Here is a 22,105-nt window from a genome sequence, read left to right as displayed (position 1 = left end):
TTTAAATACGCTCACTGTTAATGATGAATATCGGCATAACTAAAAATTTTTTTAGTTTTTTACGGAATTATTTAAGTTTTCGGATAAAATTCTCTCCCCTTGCCTTTTTACCGATAATTTATTATCCTTATAATATATTGATTTAATATTACATTTTTAAATACCCCTTTGCGCTCTTTGCGCCTTTGCGGTTTATTTTGGAGGTTGATATGGCACAGTACAAGTTTGAAACTGAAGTGAACCAGCTTTTGTCGCTCATTATTCATTCGCTTTATTCAAACAAGGAAATCTTTTTAAGGGAACTTGTTTCCAATGCTTCGGATGCATTAGATAAGTTAAAGTATTTAACCCTTTCCGATGAGGCTTATAAGCAGATTAAATTCGAGCCCAGAATCGATATCTGTTTTGACGATACGGCCAATACGCTTACCGTGCGGGATACCGGCTTGGGTATGAACGAGGAAGATCTAAAAAATAATTTGGGAACGATAGCAAGGTCCGGAACAAAGGCTTTTTTAGATCAGCTTGCAGCCGCCGATAAAAAAGATTCAAACCTTATCGGTCAGTTCGGTGTAGGTTTTTATTCGGCCTTTATGGCAGCCTCTACCATCGATGTTATTTCCAAAAAAGCCGGAGAGAACGATGTTTGGAAGTGGACTTCGGACGGAAAGGGTGCCTACGACTTGGAAAAGGTTGACGATACGGCCTTCCCCATAATAGATGGTGTACCCGAAGGAGCAAACGGAACCTGTGTTATTCTTCACTTAAATAATGAGGACTCGGAGTATGCTACCCGTTGGCGTATTGAAGAAATAATTAAAACCTATTCCGACCACATCGCCTTCCCAATCTATCTTCATTTTACCGAAAAGCAATATGACGATAAGGGAAAAGTAAAATCGGAAGCCTCTAAAACGGAACAGATAAACGATGCAGGAGCTATTTGGCAAAAGCCCAAATCGGAATTAAAAGAAGAAGATTATTTTAACTTTTATAAATCCCTTTCGCACGATTCTCAAGAGCCTTTACTATATGTGCACACAAAGGCGGAAGGAACTCAAGAATACACAACCCTCTTTTATGTTCCGTCGAAAGCTCCCTTCGACATGTTCCATGCGGATTATAGGCCGGGAGTTAAGCTCTTTGTAAAGAGGGTCTTTATTACCGATGATGAAAAAGAGCTTCTGCCCACATACCTCCGCTTTGTGCGCGGTGTTATAGACAGCGAAGATTTGCCCCTAAATGTAAGCCGCGAAATCTTGCAGCAAAATAGAATTCTTTCAAACATTAAAAACGCTTCGGTTAAAAAACTTTTAGGAGAGTTTAAAAAGCTCGCCGAAAACGACAAAGAAAAATACAATAAATTCATCGCCGAATTTAACCGCCCATTAAAAGAAGGCTTGTACAGCGATTATGAACACAGGGAAGAGCTCGCCGATTTGGTACGCTTTAAGACAACTTCACCCGAAGTAAAAGAAGATGAGTGGACCAGCTTTGCCGATTATGTTTCAAGAATGAAAAGCGATCAAAAGGCTATCTACTACATTACGGGTGAAGATGAAAAAACCTTGCGTCAATCTCCTCATCTTGAAGTATACAAACAAAAAGGCTTTGAAGTTTTAATTATGCCCGATGAAATTGACGACATAATTATTCCTTCATTGGGAAAATACAAGGACTGGGAATTAAAGGCTGCAAACAGAGCCGGCTCCGATAAAGAACTTAATACCGAAGAAGAAACTAAGGAAGCCGAAAAAAAAGAAAAGGACTTTAAGCCCGTACTCGAAAAGATTAAAGAGGTTCTCGGCGATAAGGTAAAAGAGGTACGCTTTTCAAAACGCCTTTCCGATTCTCCTTCATGTATAGTTGTGGACGAAACCGATCCCAGCTTACAGATGGAAAGAATGATGAGGGCTATGGGGCAGTTTAATACAAGTGCCGTAAAACCGATTTTGGAAGTAAATGCCGATCATCCCTTGGTTCAAAAATTAAAGGATTCGAAGGATAAAGAATTTGTAGAAGATATGTCCAACCTCCTTTTGGAACAAGCCCTCTTGGTTGAAAGCGGAGAGCTAAAGGCTCCGGTCGATTTTGTAAAAAGGCTTAACAGGCTGATGACAAACTTAAAATAGATTTTATTGACAGAGTAGTAGACGGCTCGGCATGGATTCTGCCGAGCTGTTTATCTTCATGTTATAGGAGGAGATATGTATTTAGATAAAGCGGCGGCGATGGAACTTGTAGACGGGGACATGGAAATCTATATGAGTTTACTTGAAACATTTATCGAAGCCTATGAAAAAGATGAGGCTGAAATAGATCGGTTGAATGTTCTCTTAGGTGCAAGTGCCGAAGCTATTTTAAGTGATGATGTTTTGCGTGAAAATGTACGGAAAACGGCTCACAAGATAAAGGGCAGTTCCTATACGGTCGGTGCAAATATCTTGGGCGACTCTGCAAAAAATATCGAAAAGTTTTTGGTTGAACCTTCAAATATTAAAAGCCCTGCAAACATTGAATTGCTTGACGGCTTTCTTGCAAAGTTTAAAGAAAATTATGGTAATACTTTAAAAGAAATGAAAACGGTTATTGCGTAAAGATTTTTTAAGTAATTCTTCAATTATTATTATTGGTCGTCTTCACCGCATCCAAAACTTCTTCTGCTTGTTTTAAAGAAATCTTTGCGGTTTCGGAAAGAGCTTGGGCTGTTAGCGTTTTTAGGTTTTCCGTGCTGCCGAAGGCTTTTAACAAAACATGGGCTCTCTTTTTTCCGATGTGGGGAAGGTTTTCAAATTCGGTTTTAAGTTTGTTTGCCCTGCGGAGTTTATTGTTCCTTGTGTTTGAAAAGCGGTGTGCCTCATCTCGGATTCTTTGAAGAAGGCGGAGGGCATCGCTTCTTCGCGGCAAGATGACAGGTTTCGAATTGTGCGGAAAATAAACCTCTTCATTTTTTTCGGCAAGGCCGATAACCGGAATGCCGAGATCGAGGGCGTCTACGATTTTGCTTGCAGCATTTACCTGCCCAATGCCTCCGTCTATAAGAATTAGATCGGGGAGGTCTGCACCCTCGTTGAGAAGGCGGGTATAGCGGCGGGCTATTACTTCTCTCATCGAAGCATAGTCATCGATTACGCCGTCAGTATTTTTTAACCTGAATATTCTGTAATTCTTTTTGTCCGGATTTCCTTCTTTAAAAGAAATCAGGGCAGCGACCGTAAATGTGCCGCCGAGGTGAGCAATGTCGAAGCCTTCGATACGCTGCGGAAGGCAGGGCAGGTTAAGCCTTTTTTGCAAGTCTTCAACAGCGGCGAAATCTCCCTGTTCTCTTAGGCGGCGCATAGCATCTTCTTTTGCATTAAAACGAGCCATCTTCAATGCCGCCTTGTGGTGTTTAATTTCAGCCGGAGAAAGATTCAGCTTTTCTTCTTGGGCACTCAAAGGTGCCGGCTCTTTAACGGCGTAGCCGATTGTTTTGGAAGCCGCTTCTTCGATTTCTGTAAGACTGTCTGCTGCTGATCTTTCTTCTGCTGCAAGACTTTCTTTTTCTAATGGAATAATGCTTATTCTTGTCTTTGCGTGAAGCTCCTCGTTAAGCCATTTTTCGATGAGGGCGTTTCCTTCGGCAGCTTGCGGAATAAATATTTTAGGCGGAACTTCGTTTGCCGAAGTGTAATAAGCCGATATAAATTCGGATAGAATTTCTCCTTCTTCTTTTAAGCTGTGCGAACGGTAAAGGTCGCGGCCGACAAGCCGTCCGTTTCTCATCTTTAAAACGGCTATGCTGACCATGGCTCCTTCAAATGCCCATGCAATATAATCGCGGCTTTCGGGGTCCATGTCTTGAACTATGTTTTGTCCGCGAAGAGCATAGACTGCCTGTATTCCGTCGCGGAGACGGGCAGCCTTTTCAAACTCTTTTTTTTCTGCCGCCTCTTTCATCTTTTCTTTTAAGGTGCCGGAAACATCTTCCATTTCGCCTTCTAAAAGTAGGGTAATTTCTTCTATATCCTTACCGTATTCTTCTGCACTTATCTTGCCGCAGCATGGAGCCTTACATCTTCCGATGTGGAAATAAAGGCAGGGAGTCTCCCGCTTTTTTAATTGCTTACATTGACGCAGGGTATAATTATGTTTTATAAGAGTTAAAAACATATCGACGGCCGAAACATTGGGAAACGGCCCGAAATATTTTGAGCCGTCATTTTTAATATTCCGAGTGCGGTAAACTTTCGGAAATTCTTCATTGGTTAATTTTAAGACGGGATAGGTTTTCCCGTCTTTTAGATTTATATTGTATCTCGGCTTATGTTTTTTGATTAGAGTATTTTCCAAGAGGAGGGCTTCATACTCGTTTTCGGTTTGAATGTACTCGATTGACTCGGCACGGGAAACCAGGATTCGGGTTTTAATATCCCTGTTCGATGTAAAATAAGAGCTGAGCCGGTTCTTTAAAGATTTAGCCTTCCCGACATAGATAACCGTTCCGGCCTTATCCTTCCAAAGATAAACCCCGCTCGTTTTCGGAGCCGAGAGAGCAACCTCATGCAGTTTTTCACGCGTAGTAATTTCCGCCATCTTTTACAAACACTTGTTTAAAGCCTCGATTACATATTCATCATATTTTTCTTCGATACTTGCAGGATGAATATAAAAAGAGTCTTCTTCGATAAAGCCTATTATCGGAATCGGCATTTCGCGTAAATTCGTTTTTAGTTTTTCGCAAGGCTTTTTTGTATTTAGTTTTACGGCCCAAGAGCTGAAGCCCGTGTCCGGGGTGCTGCCTCCTCCCAGGGAAAAGTTTTTTTGCACCAATTCTCCGGCTCCGCTTTTTAGACTTGCAATTATTTTTTCGGCACGCTTTTTTATTTTCTTTTGATCTAAAAGGAGCGCCCTTTGAGCTGCCGATTCTCCTCCGTTTAAATAGAGGATGAGGCATTCTTGCATAAGGCTTGCTACTGCCCTGCCTACCCGGTAGGTTCGCATGAGCTGATTTTTAGCTACGGTTTGAACGAGATTTTTTTTACCTACAATCCAGCCTGCCTGCGGTCCTCCCAAAATCTTATCTCCCGAAAAGCAAACCAAATCCGCTCCTTCCTTTATAATTGAAGAAACCGTGGGCTCTTCGGGAACGTTTAAGGATAGGTTTCCCGAGCCCTGATCCACTGCGAGGATTATGTTTTGCGGAAGGATAGCCTTGATTTCTGAAATTGAAGGCTGCTCCGTAAAGCCCCGTATCTTATAGTTTGAGGTATGAACCCAAAGCACCATGGCCGTGTTTTCGTTTATTGCTTTTTGAATGTCCTTAAGGCTTGTGATATTTGTTGTGCCGACCTCGATGAGTTTACAGCCTGCCATCTCCAAAATTTCGGGGATACGGAAACCTCCGCCTATTTGAACCTGCTGGCCGCGGGAAACTATGACTTCCTTTCCGCCTGCGAGGGCCTTTAACATTAAAAAAACAGCCGCCGCATTGTTGTTCAATATGAGGGCATCCTCGGCTCCGGTCAAAAGACTCATACAGTCATTTAAAAACTCAAACCTCTTTCCGCGGTTTCCGTCCCGCAAATCCATTTCGATAGAAGAATAGCCCGAAGCCGTTTCCTTTGCCCTGTCCCAAATATTTTCAGGCAGGGGAGAGCGGCCGAGGTTTGTATGGAGGATTATCCCCGTTGCATTTATTACGGGCGTAATTTTTGTGCGGATTATGGGTCTGCATAGTTTGCATATCTCTTCGGCACAGGCCTTAAGTAAAGGAACATCTCCTCCGGCCCTTGCCTTTTTGCGTATGTCTTCCAAATACTCCGAGGCCTTTTTTACGACAAAGGGCCTTCCGATAAGAGCCGCCGTATTTTTTAATATACCTTCATTTAAAAGTTTTTCAACTTGCGGAATCCTTGCAAGCGGATTTGTATTTTCTTTTGCCATGGGTGAAGTATAGAATAGAAAGCCTCTCTTGTCAAGGAAGTTTTCACCATGCTTGAAACAATTAAAAAAATTCTATATAATCGGCGGATTAAGGAGATAATTCTATTTAAGGAGAGAATTCTATGCCGAAAAAGATTGTTATTGCCTTAGGCGGCAATGCGTTGGGAAATAATTTGGAAGAACAAAGAAAGGCCGTTAAAATTACGGCAAAGGCCATTGCCGATTTAGCCGAAGAAGGTCATCAGGTAATCGTTTCTCACGGAAACGGGCCTCAGGTTGGAATGATTCATTTGGCAATGTCCGAATATCATAAAATCGATCCTAAAACTTCGGAACCCGAACTTGCCATTTCCGTTGCTATGAGTCAAGGCTATATAGGGAACGATTTGGAAGCAGCTTTAAGGGAAGAGCTTTTAAACCGCGGTATCAATAAGCCCGTTGCTACCTTGATAACTCAGGTGCTCGTAGATCCTTCGGATCCTGCCTTTTCAAAACCTACAAAGCCCATAGGCAGTTTTATGACCAAGGAAGAAGCCGATATTTTAACCGCTAAGGGTGAAAATGTTGTAGAAGATGCAGGCCGAGGTTACAGGCGGGTCGTGGCTTCTCCCAAACCCATAGATATTGCAGAAATCGAAAGTATCAGGGCTCTTTGCGATGCGGGGCAAATAGTTATAACCTGCGGAGGCGGCGGTATTCCTGTCGTAAAAAAAGGAAACGCTCTTTGCGGCGTTCCGGCCGTTATCGATAAGGACTTTGCAAGTGCAAAGCTGGCTCAGCTTTTAAATGCAGACTGTCTTATCATCTTGACCGCTGTAGAAAAAGTCGCTATCAACTTTAACAAGCCCGACCAAAAATGGCTTTCAGAAATTTCGGTTGCAGAAGCAAAAAAATATATTGAAGAAGGACACTTTGCTCCCGGTTCTATGCTTCCGAAAGTGCAGGCTGCCATCCAGTTTGCCGAATCCAACAAAAAAGGCTATGCCCTTATTACTCTTTTGGAAAAGGCAAAGGATGCCATCGACGGTAAATCGGGAACAATAATCAGATAGTGGTTACAAATTTAAAACATAAATATTTTGGGCCTTTTTCTTTTTATAAAAATGCCGTAAAATTAGCTGTACCTGTAATGGTACAGCTTTTTATTCAATCTCTTGTTTCTCTTATAGACAACTTTATGGTTGCCGACCTAGGCGACCTAAAAATGAGCGGGGTAAATGTTGCCAACCAAATTATCTTTGTATACATAACCGGCCTCAATATTCTTTGCAGTGCGGGCGGAATGTTTATGTCGCAGTATAACGGCACAAAAGATGAAGAAGGGATGCAGCAGGCCTACCGCTTTAAGCAGATATCCGGCATAATCTTCGCCCTTGCTCTTCTTGGTATCTGTCTTACAATCCCCGACCTTGTTTTAGGCCTCTTGGTGAATGGTAATACTGCAAAAAAAGAAATAGTAGAGCAGGCCGTAATTTACAGTAATGTTATTCTATTATCGTTTATTCCCACAGCCTTTTCGATAGGAATAGCTTCCTCTTTCCGTGAAACGGGAAATGTAAAGGTTCCCATGTATATATCCCTTGTTTCAACCCTTATAAATACTATCGGAAACTACATGCTCATATACGGAAATCTGGGAGCCCCAAGGCTTGAGGTAGCAGGAGCTGCCTATGCTACGGTAATTGCCCGCTGTGCCGAGCTTATAATTTTTGTTCTTTATGCAAAAAAAGTTAAGCCTCTTTTCTATGTAAAAATAAAAGAAATGCTTAAAATAAAGCTTCACCTTTTTTATGAGATTTTAAAAAAGTCTGCCCTCATCTTTGTTGCCGATATGTCTTGGGTTCTGAGCGAGATAGTGGCAACGGCTGTTTATAACAGCAGGGGAGGCACTGAAGTTGTAGCCGGTATGTCTGCGGGCTGGACAATTGCCAACCTATTCTTTTTGGTTTTTCCGGCAATAGGTACTTCGGTTGGCGTTATAATAGGCGGTACCCTCGGAAGAAATAAGCTTGAGGAGGCAAGAGAGCAGGCCCGTTGGATTAAAAGAGGTGCTTTTGTACTCGGTCTCGGAACATCCCTTTTAGAGCTTTTTTCGATTATGCTGGTTCCGATTGTGTTCCGTAGTTTAAGTCCTGCTTCTCATGAGGTTACAAGGCTTCTTATAATCTTTATCGCTCTTTATATGCCTGTATGGACCTTTCAAAACACCCAATATGCGATAGCCCGATCCGGAGGGGATGCGGTCATGGGAGTCTGGGTAGATACTACGGTAAATATGTTCTTATTTATGCCCTGCATGCTTTTGTTATATTATTTTACGGATTGGTCTTCACCCATTATGTATGCAATTGCTAAACTTACCAGCATAATGAAAGCTGTCCTTGCCGAAGTCCAGCTAAAAAAAGAACGCTGGGTCAAAAACTTGACTAGGATTGAAAAATAAAATCTCTATTTATAGAAGGAGGATAGTAGTTATATGGAAATATTGATTAGGCCGACCGAAAAAAAGGACCTTCCATTGGTTAAAGCCTTATGGGCTGATGGTGATGTTATGAAATTTGTAGGATTTCCGGACGGTTTGGTTCAAACCGATGAAGAAATGGCCCGTTGGTATGATTGGGTGCTAAAGAACAGTCCTCTATCTATGCATTATTCGATTTTTGAGGGGGAAGTTTATTGCGGAGAAACTTGGTATTCCATCGATACGGTTCATGATAATCTTACAAGTCTTGATATTAAGCTGTTTGCCAAGGCTCGGGGGAGAGGGATTGCCTCTAAGGCCTTGAGTTTTGCTATAGAACAGGCAAGACTTAAAGGTGCTAAAAAGGTTTGGGTTAATCCTGTTCCTCAAAATGAAAAAGCAATCAAACTTTATAAAAGATTAGGTTTTTCCGCCTCTAAGGTACCTGAGCATATTTTAAAAAAAGAGGGAGAGGACGGTTATATTTATATGGAAAAAGAGCTTAGATAAAAAAAGAGCTTGGGTTCAAGTTTGAAACCGCAAGCTCTTTTCCATTAATAGCTCTTTGAATCGCGTGAGCGTCTTGTTTTTTTCATAAGTTTTCGGCGGAGGGCCTTATTCTTTCTGTTTAAAACAGTGGAAGGTTTTTCGTAGAATTCCTTCTTTTTCCATTCGCGGATAATACCTTCTTTTTCGACTTGACGCTTAAATCTTTTTAGAGCTTTTTCAAGATGCTCTGAATCGTCAATTGTTACATATGCCATTTCTTTTTTCACCCCCTCCGGCTTTAGGATTAAGAGTCGATTATATAGAAAATATAAGAATATGTCAATAGGACGATTTTTTGTTTGTCAATACACCATAGAAATGTCCCCTGTTTTAGCACCATAGAAATGTCCCCTTTTGTTATGCCGGTTATGATAATTTTACCTCCTTAAGATACTCTTTAGTTATTTCTAAGAAATCAAGCTCTTTGTTGTTCCATATTAGTTTTATGGTTCCATCCAAGAGTTCTCTTAACAATATGTTTGTTTTAGGTCTCGGTATATTACGGTTCGATTTTGTTATTTGAAAAAGTCTGTTTTCATACCTGATAACAAAATCATTACTTACAACCCTTTGTTCTTCATAGCAGAAAATATTAGCAAGCTGTTCTTTACTTGGACAAGGAGCATGCCCATCTTGTGAGTCTAAAGGTGCAATGGCGAACTTTTTATTTATTTTCGGTAAATACTCTTTTTGTAAAAAAGCATTAGCCTTTTCAATAGTATTTATTTTTGCAAGGCGTAATTCTTTTACAAATCTGTCTTGATAAACACTATGATTCCTTTCTACACGGCCTTTAGATTGAGCCGAATGAGCCACTATTATTTGTATTCCAAGTTTTTCACAAGCTTTTTGAAACGGGGTTTTAGGCCTTACATTTTTTATTATTTCTGACATAGTTGGCTCCCGTGTAATAACATAAGCATTTTTTTTATCACAACATACCGCTTGAGGTATCCCATGACAGTCTATCCAGCCCCATAAAAGCCTCATAGCAGCTTCCGTTGTCTCTTGTTCCGTCAAAAACGACTGTGTCATTCCTGTTGCATCATCGACTATATTCATTAAACAGCATTTAGGTCCTCTTTGCTCAAACCATTTATGATGACTTCCGTCAAATTGAAGCATCTGTCCAAAACATTCTCTTCTTTCTCTTCTACTTCGATGAATGTTCCTTCGCCGTTTTCTACTCCAAAGACCTGCTTTGATTAGTAATCGCCTAAGCGTTTCATGATTTATTTTTATCCCATCAAGTTCTTCAAGTTTTTCTGCTGCCAGAGTAGGACCAAAATCATGATATTTTTCAGCGTACAGTTCCAAGCATTTTTTCTTTATATTTTCATCGACTCTTTTTGAGGAAGGTTTTCCTAGACTTTTATGCAAAAGACCTTTATCTCCTTGTTCCAAATACCTTTTGTAAATACGCTTTGCTTGTCTGTAACATACCTGCATTTTTATGGCTGCTTGTTTTAAGGTTATTTGACGCTCTACTACCATTGCCAGTATTTTTCCCCTTGTTCTTTCCTTTTTTCCCATATTTAATTTTTCTTCCATCACCGTCATCTCCACAATTTATTATGGGGACATTTTAACGGTGCTTACAAGGGGACTTTATCACTGTGTTTCAACATAGGACGATTTTTTGTTTGTATAAATTCCGGCTTGTCTTTTTTTTCGTTTTTCTGTATAATGCGGACTTATCATATAATACACCTTTTCAAAAAGGAAAGCTCGTTCCCGGACTTTTTGAGGCATTTTGCATTTGCCGTTTTACTGACGATGCAAAGGAATTTATTTTGACTAATACCAAGATTAATGTTTTATCGCGTTTAGCCCTTTTGATTGTTGCAATAGTATGGGGTAGTTCTCTTGTTGTTGTAAGCGAAACTACGGATTTTTTTAAACCTAATTTTTTATTGGGCTTAAGATTTTCTATTGCCTGTTTTTTGCTTTGTCTTGTGTTTTATAAAAAATTAAAACTCATAGACAAAGATTATCTTATAAACGGAGGAATTGTAGGCTTTTTTCTGTTTATTGCTTATTCCAGTCAAACCTTCGGCGTTACGACTGCCGGCGGGCTCCCCGGACGAAGCGCCTTTTTATCTGCTTCTTATTGCGTAATCGTACCCTTTTTGGGTTGGCTTGTAAACAGGATTCGTCCCGATAGGTACAACGCCTCTGCTGCCGTTTTGTGTATTTTGGGAATAGGTCTTGTATCTTTTAAAGACTTGGTTCTTTCATCCTCTGTAGGAATAACGCTGGGAGATTTTTATGCTCTTTTAAGCGGTCTTCTTTTTGCAAGCCACATTGTAAGTATTACACGATTAAGCAAAAGAAAGGATCCCATTCTTATGACTATTATCCAATTCGGAGCGGCTGCAATTCTTTCATGGCTTGTAACTCTTATTTTTGAAGATAATAGTGCAATAGTTTGGTCTTACTCATCTGTCGGCTCCGTGCTCTATCTTGCTGCAATTTGTACAGGGCTGGCTCTTCTTTTACAAAATATAGGCCAAAAGCATACAGATGCTTCAAGTGCCGCCATTATCTTAGGTCTTGAATCGATTTTCGGAATTATCTTTTCGGTTATATTTAAGGGTGAAAGTCTTGATGTTTATTCGGTTTTCGGTTTTATCTTAATCTTTATAGCGATAATAATTTCGGAAACAAAGCTTTCTTTTTTAAAAAAAGAAAAAGCCTAGAAAAGAAAGTTCAGTATTTTCTTTATAGCTTGAAAAAGCTTTAAACTTTATAGTATAATATTCTTCTAAAATATTGTTAAAATGATGAGGTTAATATGAAAAACGATATAAATTATTTTACGTCAGAGTCGGTAAGTGAAGGGCATCCCGATAAGCTCTGCGATCAAATTTCGGATGCAGTTTTAGATGCATGTTTAAGGGACGACCCTGAAAGCCATGTAGCCTGTGAAACCTTTGCCTCTACCGCCTTGGTTCTTGTCGGCGGAGAGATAACAACTAACACCTATGTAGATATTCAGGAGATTGCACGGTCTATCGCTGAAGAAATCGGCTATACAAATACCGATTTCGGTTTGGACTGCCATTCTATGGCTGTTATGAATATGATTCACTCACAGTCCCCAGATATTTCGCAAGGGGTAGACGGTACGGGACTTGATGAATATAAGGGCCAGCAGGGGGCAGGAGATCAGGGTATGATGTTCGGTTTTGCCTGCAAGGAAACTCCTGAACTGATGCCTGCTCCCATTATGTTTTCTCATTCTGTATTGAGGTATGCAGCAAAACTCAGAAAGGAAAAGGTTATTCCTTGGCTCAGGCCAGATTCAAAAACCCAGATTACCGTAAAATATGAGGGCTTTAAGCCTATCAAGATAGACACGGTTGTTCTTTCTCATCAGCACTATCCCGATGTTCAATATGATGAGTTAAAAGATACTCTAATCAATCGGGTTATTAAGCCTGTTTTGGGACCGACCGGACTTTTGGCCGATGATACCAAGTATTTTATCAATCCTACAGGCCGCTTTGTTATAGGAGGCCCTTTTGGAGACACAGGTCTTACCGGAAGAAAAATAATAGTAGACACCTACGGCGGAATGGGAAGACATGGAGGAGGAGCTTTTTCGGGTAAGGACCCGTCAAAGGTTGACCGCTCTGCTGCCTACATGGCCCGATACATTGCAAAAAACGTAGTAGCTGCAGATCTTGCACGCCGCTGCGAAGTTCAGTTAGCCTATGCAATCGGAGTTCCATTCCCTGTCGCCGTAAGAGTTGATACCTTCGGAACGGGTGAAGTTCCTGAAGAAAAAATAGAAAAGGCAATAAAAGAGGTTTTTGATATGTCTCCTGCAGGCATTATAAAGACTCTGGATTTAAAACGCCCCATCTATAAAGAAACGGCAGCCTATGGCCACTTCGGACGCCCCGAATTCTCATGGGAAAAAACCGACAAGACGGAAGCTCTAAAGAAAGCGATTAAATAAGCTGGTCTGCTTTTTGCTTCTACACTTAAGTTTTAAGGGAATTATTTAAATGAAAGAGATCGACGATTTTTTTAAGAGAAATAATTTTGATTATAAAATTGATATCGAATATGCAGCTTCAATCCTTTTGGAAGATATGAAAAAAGGATTGGAAAGCGAAGCTGAGTCTGTTTCTTCTATGGATATGATTCCCTTATGGAAAAATCTTCCCACCGATATCCCTAAGGATAAAAAGGTAATAATCATCGATGCCGGAGGTACTAATTTTAGGGCAGGCATTGTCTATTTTGACAAAAAAGGAGTGCCTGAAATTCTTTCTTTTTTTAAGCATCCGATGCCTGCTCTTGACAGGGAAATGACTAATGAAGAGTTCTTTGACAGCATTGCCGAATACTTAGAACCTTTAAAAGATGAGTCTGATATGATTTCTTTTTGCTTTTCCTATGCCATAAAGATTTTTCCTGACGGCGGCGGGCAGGCTATTAAGCTTTCAAAAGAAATAAAACTGCCCTATATCGGCGATTGCAAAATAAATGAGGGACTTTTTCAAGCCTTATCTCGTAAGGGTTGGAAAAAAATAAAAAAAATTATAATGGTGAACGATACCGCTGCAGTTCTCCAGTCAGGAATTTTTTCTGAAACCGACGATCAGGGCTTTGACTCTCACATAGGCTTTGTTCTAGGAACGGGCCTAAATTCTGCATATATCGAATACGGAAAAATTGAAAAACTCAAAACTACCGAATTTTACGATAAACCTCAGATAATCGTATGCGAGTCTGGAAAGAGCAATAAGATTCCTCAAAGTAAATTCGATAAAATCTTATCCGAAAATTCCAATTTAAAAAACGAGTATTTTTTAGAAAGAATGTGTTCAGGACGCTATCTTGGAGAGCTTTGTTCAATCGCTTTAAGGGCGGGTTCTGCCGAAGGAATTTTTTCACCGAGGGTCAACAAGATGCTTTTAAATTCCTGTGATTTTTCAACTGAAGAGATTTCTTTATTTTTAAAGGAACAAAATCACGATAAAAATATTTTTTCCGGTATAATCGAAGCTCATTCGGTTTCGGAAGACTATGTTAAAATCTATTCCATATGTAAATGTTTTTTTGAGAGAGCCGGAAGGCTTTCAGCTGCCGTAATTGCTGCCGCTTGTATAAAAACCGGTAAGGGTAAATCGCCGGATAAGCCCATCTGTATAAGTGCCGACGGCTCGATGTTTTTAAAAGGTTTTTTGATTAAAGAAAGAATCTTTAAGAGTTTACACACCTGTTTAACCGAAAAAAGAGGAATTTACTTTGTCCTTAAAACAAATGATGAAGCTGTAACCTTGGGTACGGCTCTTGCAGCCTTTTTAAATTAAATAATAAATCTTAATTTTTTTTAATATGTTGACATTTTATTTTCTTTTTGCTAAAATTATACCCGATAAATCGTTATGGTTTATACTTTAGTTATGGGAGATCGAAATGCGTAAATGAGTTTATATCTTCGAGGTAATTTTACTTCCGGCTTATAATACGGAAACAAAAACGAAGGACCTTTTGCGAATTTTGCTTTTTCCGCCGCCTTCTTTTTGATTCCTTCAAAATTGTCTTTATAGCCTTTTTGTAAATTTATTTTGAAAAACTCGTTATCTCCCAATCTTTTTTAAATGGAGGAGAGTTTATGAAAAAACATCTCATGGTTATTGTTACAGGTGCCGTGATCGGTATTGCGGCCCTCGTATTGGTTAGGTTCGGAAATCCGGGAAACATGGGTTTTTGTATTGCATGTTTTTTGCGGGACATTGCCGGCGCCTTAAAACTGCATAATGCAGGAGTTGTTCAGTATATGAGACCTGAGGTAATCGGTCTTATAATCGGGGCCTTTGTACTGGCTTTTGTAAAAAAAGAATTTAAGCCGAGAGGCGGTTCTGCTGCCTTTACACGATTTACTCTAGGTTTCTTTGTTATGATAGGAGCCTTGGTTTTCTTAGGTTGTCCTTTGAGAATGTTTTTACGCTTGGGAGCAGGAGATTTAAATGCTGTTTTCGGTTTGGTAGGCTTTATTGCCGGAATTGTAATCGGTATCTTCTTCTTAAATAAAAACTTTTCTCTTAGCAGGGCTCATAATCAGTCAAAGCAAGAAGGTGTAATTCCTATAATCTTTATGATTATTTTCTTTGTACTCTTGGTTGCTTTCCCCTCAGCTCTTGCTTTTAGCGAAAAGGGCCCCGGCTCTATGAAGGCTCCGATTTTCTTGGCCTTGGCTATAGGTCTTGTTGTAGGCGGTCTTGCTCAAAGAAGCAGAATGTGTACTGTAGGAGGAATTCGAGATGCAATCATGCTTAAAGATTTTCACCTATTGTGGGGAAGCCTTACTATTTTGGTAACTGTTGTAGTAGGTTCGTTAATTTTAGGTAAGTTCAATTTAGGTTTTGCCGGCCAGCCCGTAGCCCACACAGACGGCTTATGGAATGCCCTTGGAATGGTTTTAGTCGGCTGGGCAAGCGTTCTTTTGGGCGGCTGTCCTTTAAGACAGCTCATATTGACGGGTGAAGGAAACAGCGATTCAGCAATTACTGTTGTAGGACTTATCGCCGGTGCTGCCTTTGCCCATAACTTCGGCCTGGCTTCTTCCGGTAAGGGTCCGACAAGTGCCGGAATGATAGCTGTTGTTGTAGGTTTGATTCTTACAGCTTTTGTAAGTATCTATTATTCTTTGAAAAATAAATAAGTTTTTATTAGGAGAAGATTATGTCTGATATTATTGTAGATGCTCGAGGACTTGCTTGCCCTGAGCCAGTGGTTTTAACCAAAAAAGCTCTTGCTGTAAATTCTGCCTTCGTTGTGTTGGTAGATAACGAAACATCAAAAGAAAATATAAAACGCTTTTGCGATAATGCAAAGGCTAAAACAAAGATTGAACCTAGCGATGACGGCTGGAAAATTGCCGTATCAAAATAATGAAAGAGTATTTAATTACCTTTCATACACATTATGATTCTCTTGTCTGCATGAGAGCCGTGAACAAAACGGATAATGCTAAGACAGGAGAGTTGACTGCAAAATTGGTTCCGGTGCCGCGCTCTGTAAGTTCAAGCTGCGGCACTGCATTAAAATTGATTTTTAAAGAAGGCCTTGCTTTTGATAAAGATTATTTTAGTCAATTTGATTACGATGCTTTTTATTATTTAAGTGAAGACGGCAAGTACGTTGAAGTGTGATCGGTCATCTCTAAAAACCTTGTTGGATTTTAGAGATGACCAACGAGTTTTTCATAAGTCTTTATATATCAATGACTTATGAAAAACATCGTAAATTAAATTTAAGGAAAGCCTATAAAAACTGATGTTTTTATAGGCTTCCGATAGTGCGATTAAAGGCGGCAGTGTTATGGAAGTTCCGATTTGGGTGGCTTCCACCAATACTGCCGCCGCTTTTTATTAGTTGATTATTTTGTTTTTAACGCATCCAGTTTTTGTTTTAATTCTGCAAGAGCCTTTTCTATTTCTTCATAAGTTTCTAAAGTTTCAAGATGGGTTCTTCCTTCTTTAACGATTTTTTCCAACTTTTTTTGTTCTCCCTTTTTATAATTGTCGGGATTTTTATAGTTTACAAGCTCCTTAAGTGAAGCATCAAGCACCAAAGCCTGTAAAACCGCATTTTTTACCGCAAGGGAAGCTGCTGTGGCTCCTCCTACGGCATCAACTCCCGGAGCTCCGGGGAAACCGACATTCATTTTTTTGACATCTTCTATGGTAAGGTTTTTATACTTTTCAAAACCTTTTCCTGACAAATATTTTTTCCAGTAAGCTTTGTTGCTTGCTGCAGCTCCTATAACATCTGCTGCGATAGATGCCTCCGTGTTTTTCTCGTCATCACTTACTTTGATGATTTTACCTTGGTCATCAACGGTTACATCGATACATACTGAATATCCATATTCATAATTAGTACCGGCAGGGGTCGAGCCAGCTACCTTTGCAGTCCCGTAAAGCATCTCCGGTTCGCAAGCAAAAGCAAATACTAAAATAGCTGTTACAAAGAATCCTATAGCTTTTATCTTTTTACTCATTTTTATCATATTCCTCCGTAAACAAGATTTTGTTAGCAATAGTATACTCTTATATAATTAAATGTTCAATAGCTCTTTTTTTTATCTTGACCATAAGTTAAAATTATGAGATACTATGGCCATCTTTAAAAATCTTGTCGGATTTTTAAAGATGGCCGACGAGTTTAAAATTAAGTCCTTATATTTTGATGACTTAATTTTAAACATCGCAAATAAGGTTAAGGAGACCCTCTAAAAACCGATGTTTTTAGAGGCTTCTTAATTATTCAGGAGGCTGATATGAGCTGTTCACTTATTAATGAAGATTTCGATTTATTAAAAGCTGCAAAAAATCCGGGCTGAGGTGCAAAGCTGAGTGCGGGTGCACTCGATAAACTTTTAAAAAATTTTTCCGTAAGGAATGACGATAATTTACTCGTAGGTTTTAATACTTCAGATGATGCTGCCGTCTATAAGATAAACGATAAAACGGCTCTTATATCTACTATAGATTTTTTTCCGCCGGTTTCAGGCGATCCCTACATATTCGGGCAAGTTGCCGCCGCAAATTCTTTAAGCGATATTTATGCGATGGGCGGGGAGCCTAAGCTCGCCCTAAATCTTTTTTGTATTACCAAGGATATGCCTGAAGATATGATAAAAGAAATTTTACGCGGCGGTTTCGATAAGGTTTATGAGGCCGGTGCCATTGTCTGCGGAGGACATACCATTTATGATGACTCGCCCAAGTACGGTTTGGCTGTAAACGGCTTTGTTCATCCTAAAAAGATTTTAGAAAATTCGACAGCAAAGGAAGGCGATGTTTTAATTTTGACTAAGCCTATCGGCACGGGTATTTTACTTACGGCTTCAAAGGCCGACATGTCGCCGCCGGAAGAACTTGACCGCTGTTATAAGATTATGGCTTTTTTAAATGCGAAGGCCCGCAATATCATGGTAAAATACAAGATAAATGCCTGTACCGACATTACAGGTTTCGGTCTTCTCGGTCATCTTTATGAGATGGGGAAGGGAAGCGGTATGAGCATTGAAGTCGATTATAAATCCGTTCCTATTTATAAATCCGTAATTGAAAGTGCCGAAATGGGTATGATGCCGGCAGGAGTTTACTCCAATAGAAATTTTGTCGGAGATAATATTGTCTTTGAAAATGTTCCCCTTGCATATCAAGACCTGATGTTCGATCCTCAAACTTCGGGAGGGCTTTTGATTTCGGTAGACAAGGAAGATGCTGCTGCTCTTTACGAGGAACTGTCTCAAGCTTTGGAAAATACTCCCTGCGGCAAACCTGCCATTATAGGCCTTGTTACCAAGAGGGACGAAAAAATTCTTAGGGTGAGTTAAGCCCTTGGGCAAAGCTCCTTTATTGCCCTTATTGCCGTTTCAATTTCTTCTTCTATTGTAAAGGGGCCTGTCGAAAATCTTACCGTGCCTTGCGGAAAGGTGCCGATGGACTTATGAGCCGAAGGCGAACAATGGAGGCCGCAGCGGGTAAGGATGCCGTATTTTTCTTCGAGAGAGGCACCGGCTTCAGCATTGTCCATAAATTCGGAAAAGTCTATCGAAACAATTCCGACCCTGTTTTCGGCTGATTCTCCTCCCGCTATTTTTATCGGAAGGCCTTTTATTCCGTCCAAAAATAGTTTAAGCAATTTTTGTTCTCGCTTATGAATGTTTTGAATTCCGAAAGCATCCAGCCATTTCAGGCTGTGGTGAAGACCTGCAATTCCGATTATGTTTTGAGTTCCGGCTTCGAATTTATCGGGCATAAAGGAGGGAGTTTCTTCCGAATCGGATGCGCTTCCTGTTCCGCCTGTGATGAGGGGCTCAACCTCTTTTGCAAAATCCTTATCGAATAAGATGCCGCCCGTTCCTTGGGGGCCGAGTAGCCCCTTATGTCCCGTAAAGCAAAAGGCTGCCGGGTTTAATTGTGTAAGGTCGACGGGAATGTGGCCTGCACTTTGGGCACCGTCTATTACTAAAGGAATATTGTGCTTTTTTAAGATTGAGGCAATTTCTTCTATCGGTTGAATAAAGCCCGTTACATTTGAAGCATGTGAAAAAACGGCAAGGCGGGTTTCAGGCCTTATCATAGATTCGATTAAGGATGTATCTACAAAGGTTCCTCCGTTTTTTAAGATTGCAGGAACGCGGTCAATCTTTACGCCTATTTTTTCCATTTGAACCAGAGGGCGCATTACGGCATTATGTTCAAAGGAGCTTGTTAAAACTCTGTCGCCCGATTTGAGAAATCCCTTGATAATATAGTTTAGACTTGCCGTAACTCCCGATGTAAAAATAACATGGGTTGCCGGCTGAAAATTAAAGAGCTTACATAAAAGTTCTCTTGTTTCGATGACGGCAAGCCCTGCTTCCTCGGTTTCGGTGTAGGTACTGCGGTTAATATTTCCCGTTCCCATATTTAATGCCATCGCAAGAGCTTGATCGAGACCGGGTGTCTTAGGAAAGGCTCCGGCCGCATTGTCTAAAAAGATACGCTTTTTCATAGTAAATTATTTTACTCCAAATAGTTTTTTAAGTCAATTGAAAATGGGGATGGATAGTGGTATAATCAAAGACAATTAGGCCTTTTACGGAGTTACTTATGAATATTTTAGATGAACATAAAATAGGTCTTACAAAGTTGACTGACCTTTTTGAACTGAATAAAAGGCAGTACAATACATCTGCTTATGATGAAGCAAATACCCGTACCGATTTTATTCGTGCGGAGGGTTTAATACCCCGACGCCTACGTCGTAACGAAGGGTATTGAACCCGACTGCAACTACCTGAACATATTTTTCTTCGGTGGTGGAATTCTTTGTACCTTCCGAACTTGAAAAGGATAAACAATACGCCATCCGTATTTTCAAAAAATATAAAAAAAATTGTCAATAGGGTTGACAAAAAATGGGGGGTATAATGAAAAAAGGATAAAAATTAATAACTAAGTATGGAGGGTTATTATGTACAAAAAACCAATAGAAATCTTTATGATGCTATTTGGAATGTTGGTTGTATTGGCTTCATGTAATGAAGATGGCAATACAAATACAAGTAAGCAGGTTAAAAATGCAAAACCATGGCCATCGGATTACTTTCAGTATGAATTAACTGGAGATGGTACCGGGGTGGTTATAACAGGATTTAGACAAGAAGCATACGAAAAAAAGGCAAATAGCCAAGACAAAATGTTCTATATGCCGAAATCCAATGTTTTATATTTTCCTGCAGAAATTGAAAATCTACCGGTCAAAGGAATTTGTTTCACTCAGGAGAGAATGTCAAGACTGGCTAATGAAAATGGTGATGGTGATGAGATTCCATGGGATTTAGTCATAATACCTGATACAGTAGAATTTGTTACAAGCACTTATAACGTCAACAAAGTAAAAATTTGTGCAAAAAAAATAGTACCGGGGAAAAAAGCTGTTTACGGATATGGTAATGAAAAAGGGCTCTCTTCTAAGAAGCCTTATCCAAATAATCCTGACTATGAATTTTTCTTTCTTGAAGAATTTATAGTACCTGATACCGTGAAACAAAAACTCGGAGCATATTATGCATTTAATGGAACTACAGTTATTATTCCTGACAGGATTGAAGAGTTAAAAGACTTTAGCTCAGATACTTTAAAGAGTATAACCTTTCCAAAAAATTTAAAAAAGATAAAAGGACATTATGGTGAAGGTTTCTCCTACTGCCGGAATTTAACTGAAATTATAATTCCTGACGAAATTAAACAAATTGAATTTGATTGGTGTAGTTTCAAAGGTACTCATTTAACCTTAAAAACACAAGCTAAATTAAAAGAATTGGGATATACAGGAAGTTTTTAATTACAAGAGCAATCTTGTGAAATTATCAGTTTTGCGGATTGCTCTTATAATAAATTCTGTTTTTAACTTGAAAAATCAGTCTAAATATAGTATCACACAATCCGGAAAGAGGAGGAGGATAATTATGGATGTATATTTGATTATTGGTGAATATGCCACCGGTAAATCGTCATTAATGCGCTGCTTAACTGGAAGTAAGCAGATGGAAGTAAAGGAGCTTAAGATGCTTAAGCAAAATGTCATTAATGCCTATGTGTTTGTACGATCTGCACAGGAAAAAGGTATGCAGCCGCAAGATGTTATTAATGAGGTTATACAGAATCCTCAAAAGCCGAATGCGGTAGTAGCAACTTTGCGCAGGAAGGCTGTAAATAAGTGTCCTGATGCAATTAGCTATATTACCGCATTTCAAAATGCCGGTTGGAATGTGCAAAAGACCGTGCTGTTAGATTTTCAGGCAAATAGTCCGGCATATATAAATCCTTATATGTTATCTAATGTAAATCAACAGCCAATAAACGTTCCTGCGCAACAAATACGTACGCATTTTGCATTTGTGTAGTAAAGGACTATGTTCAAATTCATTATACTCAGATATAAGTCTTGAAAGAGGATGAACTTGAGCTTGATACTCTTGGAGATAGAAAAACGGCACTCTTTGTTATTATCTCGGATACCGATGAAGCTCATTGCAACGATCTGTTCCAGAGAAATTTCAACAAGTATCATACTTCAGGCACAATCTCAGCTAAAGGCAATCTACAAGGATAATGCCGATACAATTGTTGGTAACTGTGATAGTACCCTATTTTTAGGTGGAAAGGAGAAAACTACACTAAAAGAGCTTTCCGAAACACTTGGTAAAGAAACTATTGACCTTTACAACACATCGGAAACAAGGAGTAATCAAAAGAGTTTCGGCTTAAATTATCAAAAGACAGGTAAAGAACTTATGAGTCAAGATGAGATAACAGTTATGGATGGTGGTAAATGTATCTTTCAGCTTAGAGGCGTAAGACCTTTTCTATCAGACAAATTCGATATTACAAAACATAAGAATTATAAGCTCCTTGAAGACTATGATAAGAGGAATGTATTTGATATTGAGGAATATATTAAACGAAAAGGTAAAGCTAAGATGAATGGCAATACAGTGATTACAAGATTGTAATATTTTCTGTTATAGCTATACAGGAGAGGGTCTATTTGGTATAATAAAGTTTGATAAATCAGGATTTGTAGGAGAAACGCAAGATATGCAACTGTGATATAATGTTCGGTGTGCAAAAGTGTGAATTTTATTAA

The 22,105-nt window shown here is 39.5% G+C and carries 22 protein-coding genes; 16 read left to right on the top strand and 6 right to left on the bottom strand.

Translation table 11 applies throughout. The annotated features are described in order from the left end of the window. Nucleotides 1-209: 209 nt before the first annotated feature. Both htpG and TDE_RS11700 read left to right on the top strand, forming a co-directional pair. Nucleotides 210-2,132, top strand: a complete 1,923-nt coding sequence (gene htpG / locus TDE_RS11705; RefSeq protein ID WP_010957241.1) for a molecular chaperone HtpG — start codon at nt 210-212, stop codon at nt 2,130-2,132. A 75-nt stretch (nt 2,133-2,207) separates the two neighbouring features. Continuing rightward, nucleotides 2,208-2,597 carry an Hpt domain-containing protein gene (locus TDE_RS11700; protein ID WP_002680447.1) on the top strand — a complete coding sequence of 130 codons (390 nt, stop codon included), beginning with the start codon at nt 2,208-2,210 and terminating at the stop codon, nt 2,595-2,597. Nucleotides 2,598-2,616: 19 nt separating this feature from the next. Here TDE_RS11700 and uvrC read toward each other — a convergent pair whose 3' ends face one another. After that, nucleotides 2,617-4,575 (bottom strand): excinuclease ABC subunit UvrC, encoded by a 1,959-nt coding sequence (uvrC, locus tag TDE_RS11695; protein ID WP_002680446.1) that lies wholly within the window; start codon nt 4,573-4,575, stop codon nt 2,617-2,619. 3 nt (nt 4,576-4,578) lie between these two features. Continuing rightward, the gene (gene selA, locus TDE_RS11690) at nt 4,579-5,925 is read right to left on the bottom strand and encodes an L-seryl-tRNA(Sec) selenium transferase (protein ID WP_002680443.1); all 1,347 of its coding nucleotides are present in this window, start codon (nt 5,923-5,925) and stop codon (nt 4,579-4,581) included. A gap of 122 nt (nt 5,926-6,047) precedes the next feature. On the opposite strand from selA, the gene arcC reads away from it, so the two are divergent. The 3 genes from arcC to TDE_RS11675 are packed head-to-tail and all read left to right on the top strand — an operon-like array spanning nt 6,048 to nt 8,896. Then, nucleotides 6,048-6,977 (top strand): carbamate kinase, encoded by a 930-nt coding sequence (arcC, locus tag TDE_RS11685; RefSeq protein ID WP_002680441.1) that lies wholly within the window; start codon nt 6,048-6,050, stop codon nt 6,975-6,977. Further along, a complete protein-coding gene (locus TDE_RS11680; protein WP_002680439.1) occupies nt 6,977-8,368 on the top strand; it encodes an MATE family efflux transporter in 1,392 nt (463 codons plus the stop codon). Before arcC ends, TDE_RS11680 begins: the two co-directional genes overlap by 1 nt. Nucleotides 8,369-8,401: 33 nt before the next feature. Beyond that, on the top strand, nt 8,402-8,896 hold the full coding sequence (locus tag TDE_RS11675) for a GNAT family N-acetyltransferase (protein WP_002673963.1): 495 nt from the start codon (nt 8,402-8,404) through the stop codon (nt 8,894-8,896). A gap of 44 nt (nt 8,897-8,940) precedes the next feature. On the opposite strand, the gene rpsU is transcribed toward TDE_RS11675, so the two are convergent. Together rpsU and TDE_RS11665 are read right to left on the bottom strand one after the other, a co-directional pair. Further along, nucleotides 8,941-9,150, bottom strand: a complete 210-nt coding sequence (gene rpsU / locus TDE_RS11670) for a 30S ribosomal protein S21 (RefSeq protein ID WP_002673965.1) — start codon at nt 9,148-9,150, stop codon at nt 8,941-8,943. Nucleotides 9,151-9,301: 151 nt separating this feature from the next. Next, entirely contained in the window at nt 9,302-10,486 is a 1,185-nt protein-coding gene (locus TDE_RS11665; RefSeq protein ID WP_002679811.1) for an ISNCY-like element ISTde1 family transposase, read from the bottom strand. 92 nt (nt 10,487-10,578) lie between these two features. Here TDE_RS11665 and TDE_RS11660 point away from each other — a divergent pair, with 92 nt between their 5' ends. The 6 genes from TDE_RS11660 (at nt 10,579) to TDE_RS11635 (ending at nt 16,107) form a co-directional block, all read left to right on the top strand. Beyond that, the gene (locus TDE_RS11660; RefSeq protein ID WP_164920615.1) at nt 10,579-11,634 is read left to right on the top strand and encodes an EamA family transporter; all 1,056 of its coding nucleotides are present in this window, start codon (nt 10,579-10,581) and stop codon (nt 11,632-11,634) included. A gap of 95 nt (nt 11,635-11,729) precedes the next feature. Next, nucleotides 11,730-12,899, top strand: a complete 1,170-nt coding sequence (gene metK, locus TDE_RS11655; RefSeq protein WP_002680429.1) for a methionine adenosyltransferase — start codon at nt 11,730-11,732, stop codon at nt 12,897-12,899. A 49-nt stretch (nt 12,900-12,948) separates the two neighbouring features. Beyond that, nucleotides 12,949-14,262: a hexokinase family protein gene (locus tag TDE_RS11650; protein WP_002680422.1), complete on the top strand. Its 1,314-nt coding sequence runs from the start codon at nt 12,949-12,951 to the stop codon at nt 14,260-14,262. A gap of 305 nt (nt 14,263-14,567) precedes the next feature. Beyond that, nucleotides 14,568-15,617: a YedE family putative selenium transporter gene (gene yedE, locus TDE_RS11645; RefSeq protein ID WP_002680420.1), complete on the top strand. Its 1,050-nt coding sequence runs from the start codon at nt 14,568-14,570 to the stop codon at nt 15,615-15,617. Between the two features lie 20 nt (nt 15,618-15,637). Next, nucleotides 15,638-15,847, top strand: coding sequence for a sulfurtransferase TusA family protein (locus TDE_RS11640; RefSeq protein ID WP_002667494.1), 210 nt, complete (start codon nt 15,638-15,640; stop codon nt 15,845-15,847). Further along, on the top strand, nt 15,847-16,107 hold the full coding sequence (locus tag TDE_RS11635; protein ID WP_002675925.1) for a DUF3343 domain-containing protein: 261 nt from the start codon (nt 15,847-15,849) through the stop codon (nt 16,105-16,107). Before TDE_RS11640 ends, TDE_RS11635 begins: the two co-directional genes overlap by 1 nt. Before the next feature lie 227 nt (nt 16,108-16,334). Here the strand turns inward: TDE_RS11635 and TDE_RS11630 are convergent, their stop codons facing one another. Next, a complete protein-coding gene (locus TDE_RS11630) occupies nt 16,335-16,958 on the bottom strand; it encodes an FMN-binding protein (RefSeq protein ID WP_002680418.1) in 624 nt (207 codons plus the stop codon). 279 nt (nt 16,959-17,237) lie between these two features. On the opposite strand from TDE_RS11630, the gene selD reads away from it, so the two are divergent. Continuing rightward, nucleotides 17,238-18,302 (top strand): selenide, water dikinase SelD, encoded by a 1,065-nt coding sequence (gene selD / locus TDE_RS11625; protein WP_010957237.1) that lies wholly within the window; start codon nt 17,238-17,240, stop codon nt 18,300-18,302. Here selD and TDE_RS11620 read toward each other — a convergent pair. Continuing rightward, the gene (locus TDE_RS11620; protein WP_002680415.1) at nt 18,299-19,465 is read right to left on the bottom strand and encodes an aminotransferase class V-fold PLP-dependent enzyme; all 1,167 of its coding nucleotides are present in this window, start codon (nt 19,463-19,465) and stop codon (nt 18,299-18,301) included. The two genes, selD and TDE_RS11620, sit on opposite strands and share 4 nt — an antisense overlap. A 98-nt stretch (nt 19,466-19,563) precedes the next feature. On the opposite strand from TDE_RS11620, the gene TDE_RS13170 reads away from it, so the two are divergent. The 4 genes from TDE_RS13170 (at nt 19,564) to TDE_RS11605 (ending at nt 21,971) form a co-directional block, all read left to right on the top strand. Beyond that, the gene (locus TDE_RS13170) at nt 19,564-19,734 is read left to right on the top strand and encodes a hypothetical protein (RefSeq protein WP_002680414.1); all 171 of its coding nucleotides are present in this window, start codon (nt 19,564-19,566) and stop codon (nt 19,732-19,734) included. 193 nt (nt 19,735-19,927) lie between these two features. Beyond that, nucleotides 19,928-20,800, top strand: coding sequence for a leucine-rich repeat protein (locus TDE_RS11615; RefSeq protein WP_002680413.1), 873 nt, complete (start codon nt 19,928-19,930; stop codon nt 20,798-20,800). A 124-nt stretch (nt 20,801-20,924) separates the two neighbouring features. After that, nucleotides 20,925-21,362 carry a hypothetical protein gene (locus TDE_RS11610; protein ID WP_002667505.1) on the top strand — a complete coding sequence of 146 codons (438 nt, stop codon included), beginning with the start codon at nt 20,925-20,927 and terminating at the stop codon, nt 21,360-21,362. A gap of 117 nt (nt 21,363-21,479) precedes the next feature. Continuing rightward, a complete protein-coding gene (locus TDE_RS11605) occupies nt 21,480-21,971 on the top strand; it encodes a type IV secretory system conjugative DNA transfer family protein (RefSeq protein ID WP_002680412.1) in 492 nt (163 codons plus the stop codon). The last annotated feature ends 134 nt before the right edge of the window (nt 21,972-22,105 follow it).

Origin of the sequence: Treponema denticola ATCC 35405 (assembly GCF_000008185.1) — a bacterium.
Classification (GTDB): Bacteria; Spirochaetota; Spirochaetia; order Treponematales; family Treponemataceae; genus Treponema_B; species Treponema_B denticola.
Note: the sequence above shows the minus strand (reverse complement) of the source record. Positions and strands in the feature narration are given on the sequence as shown.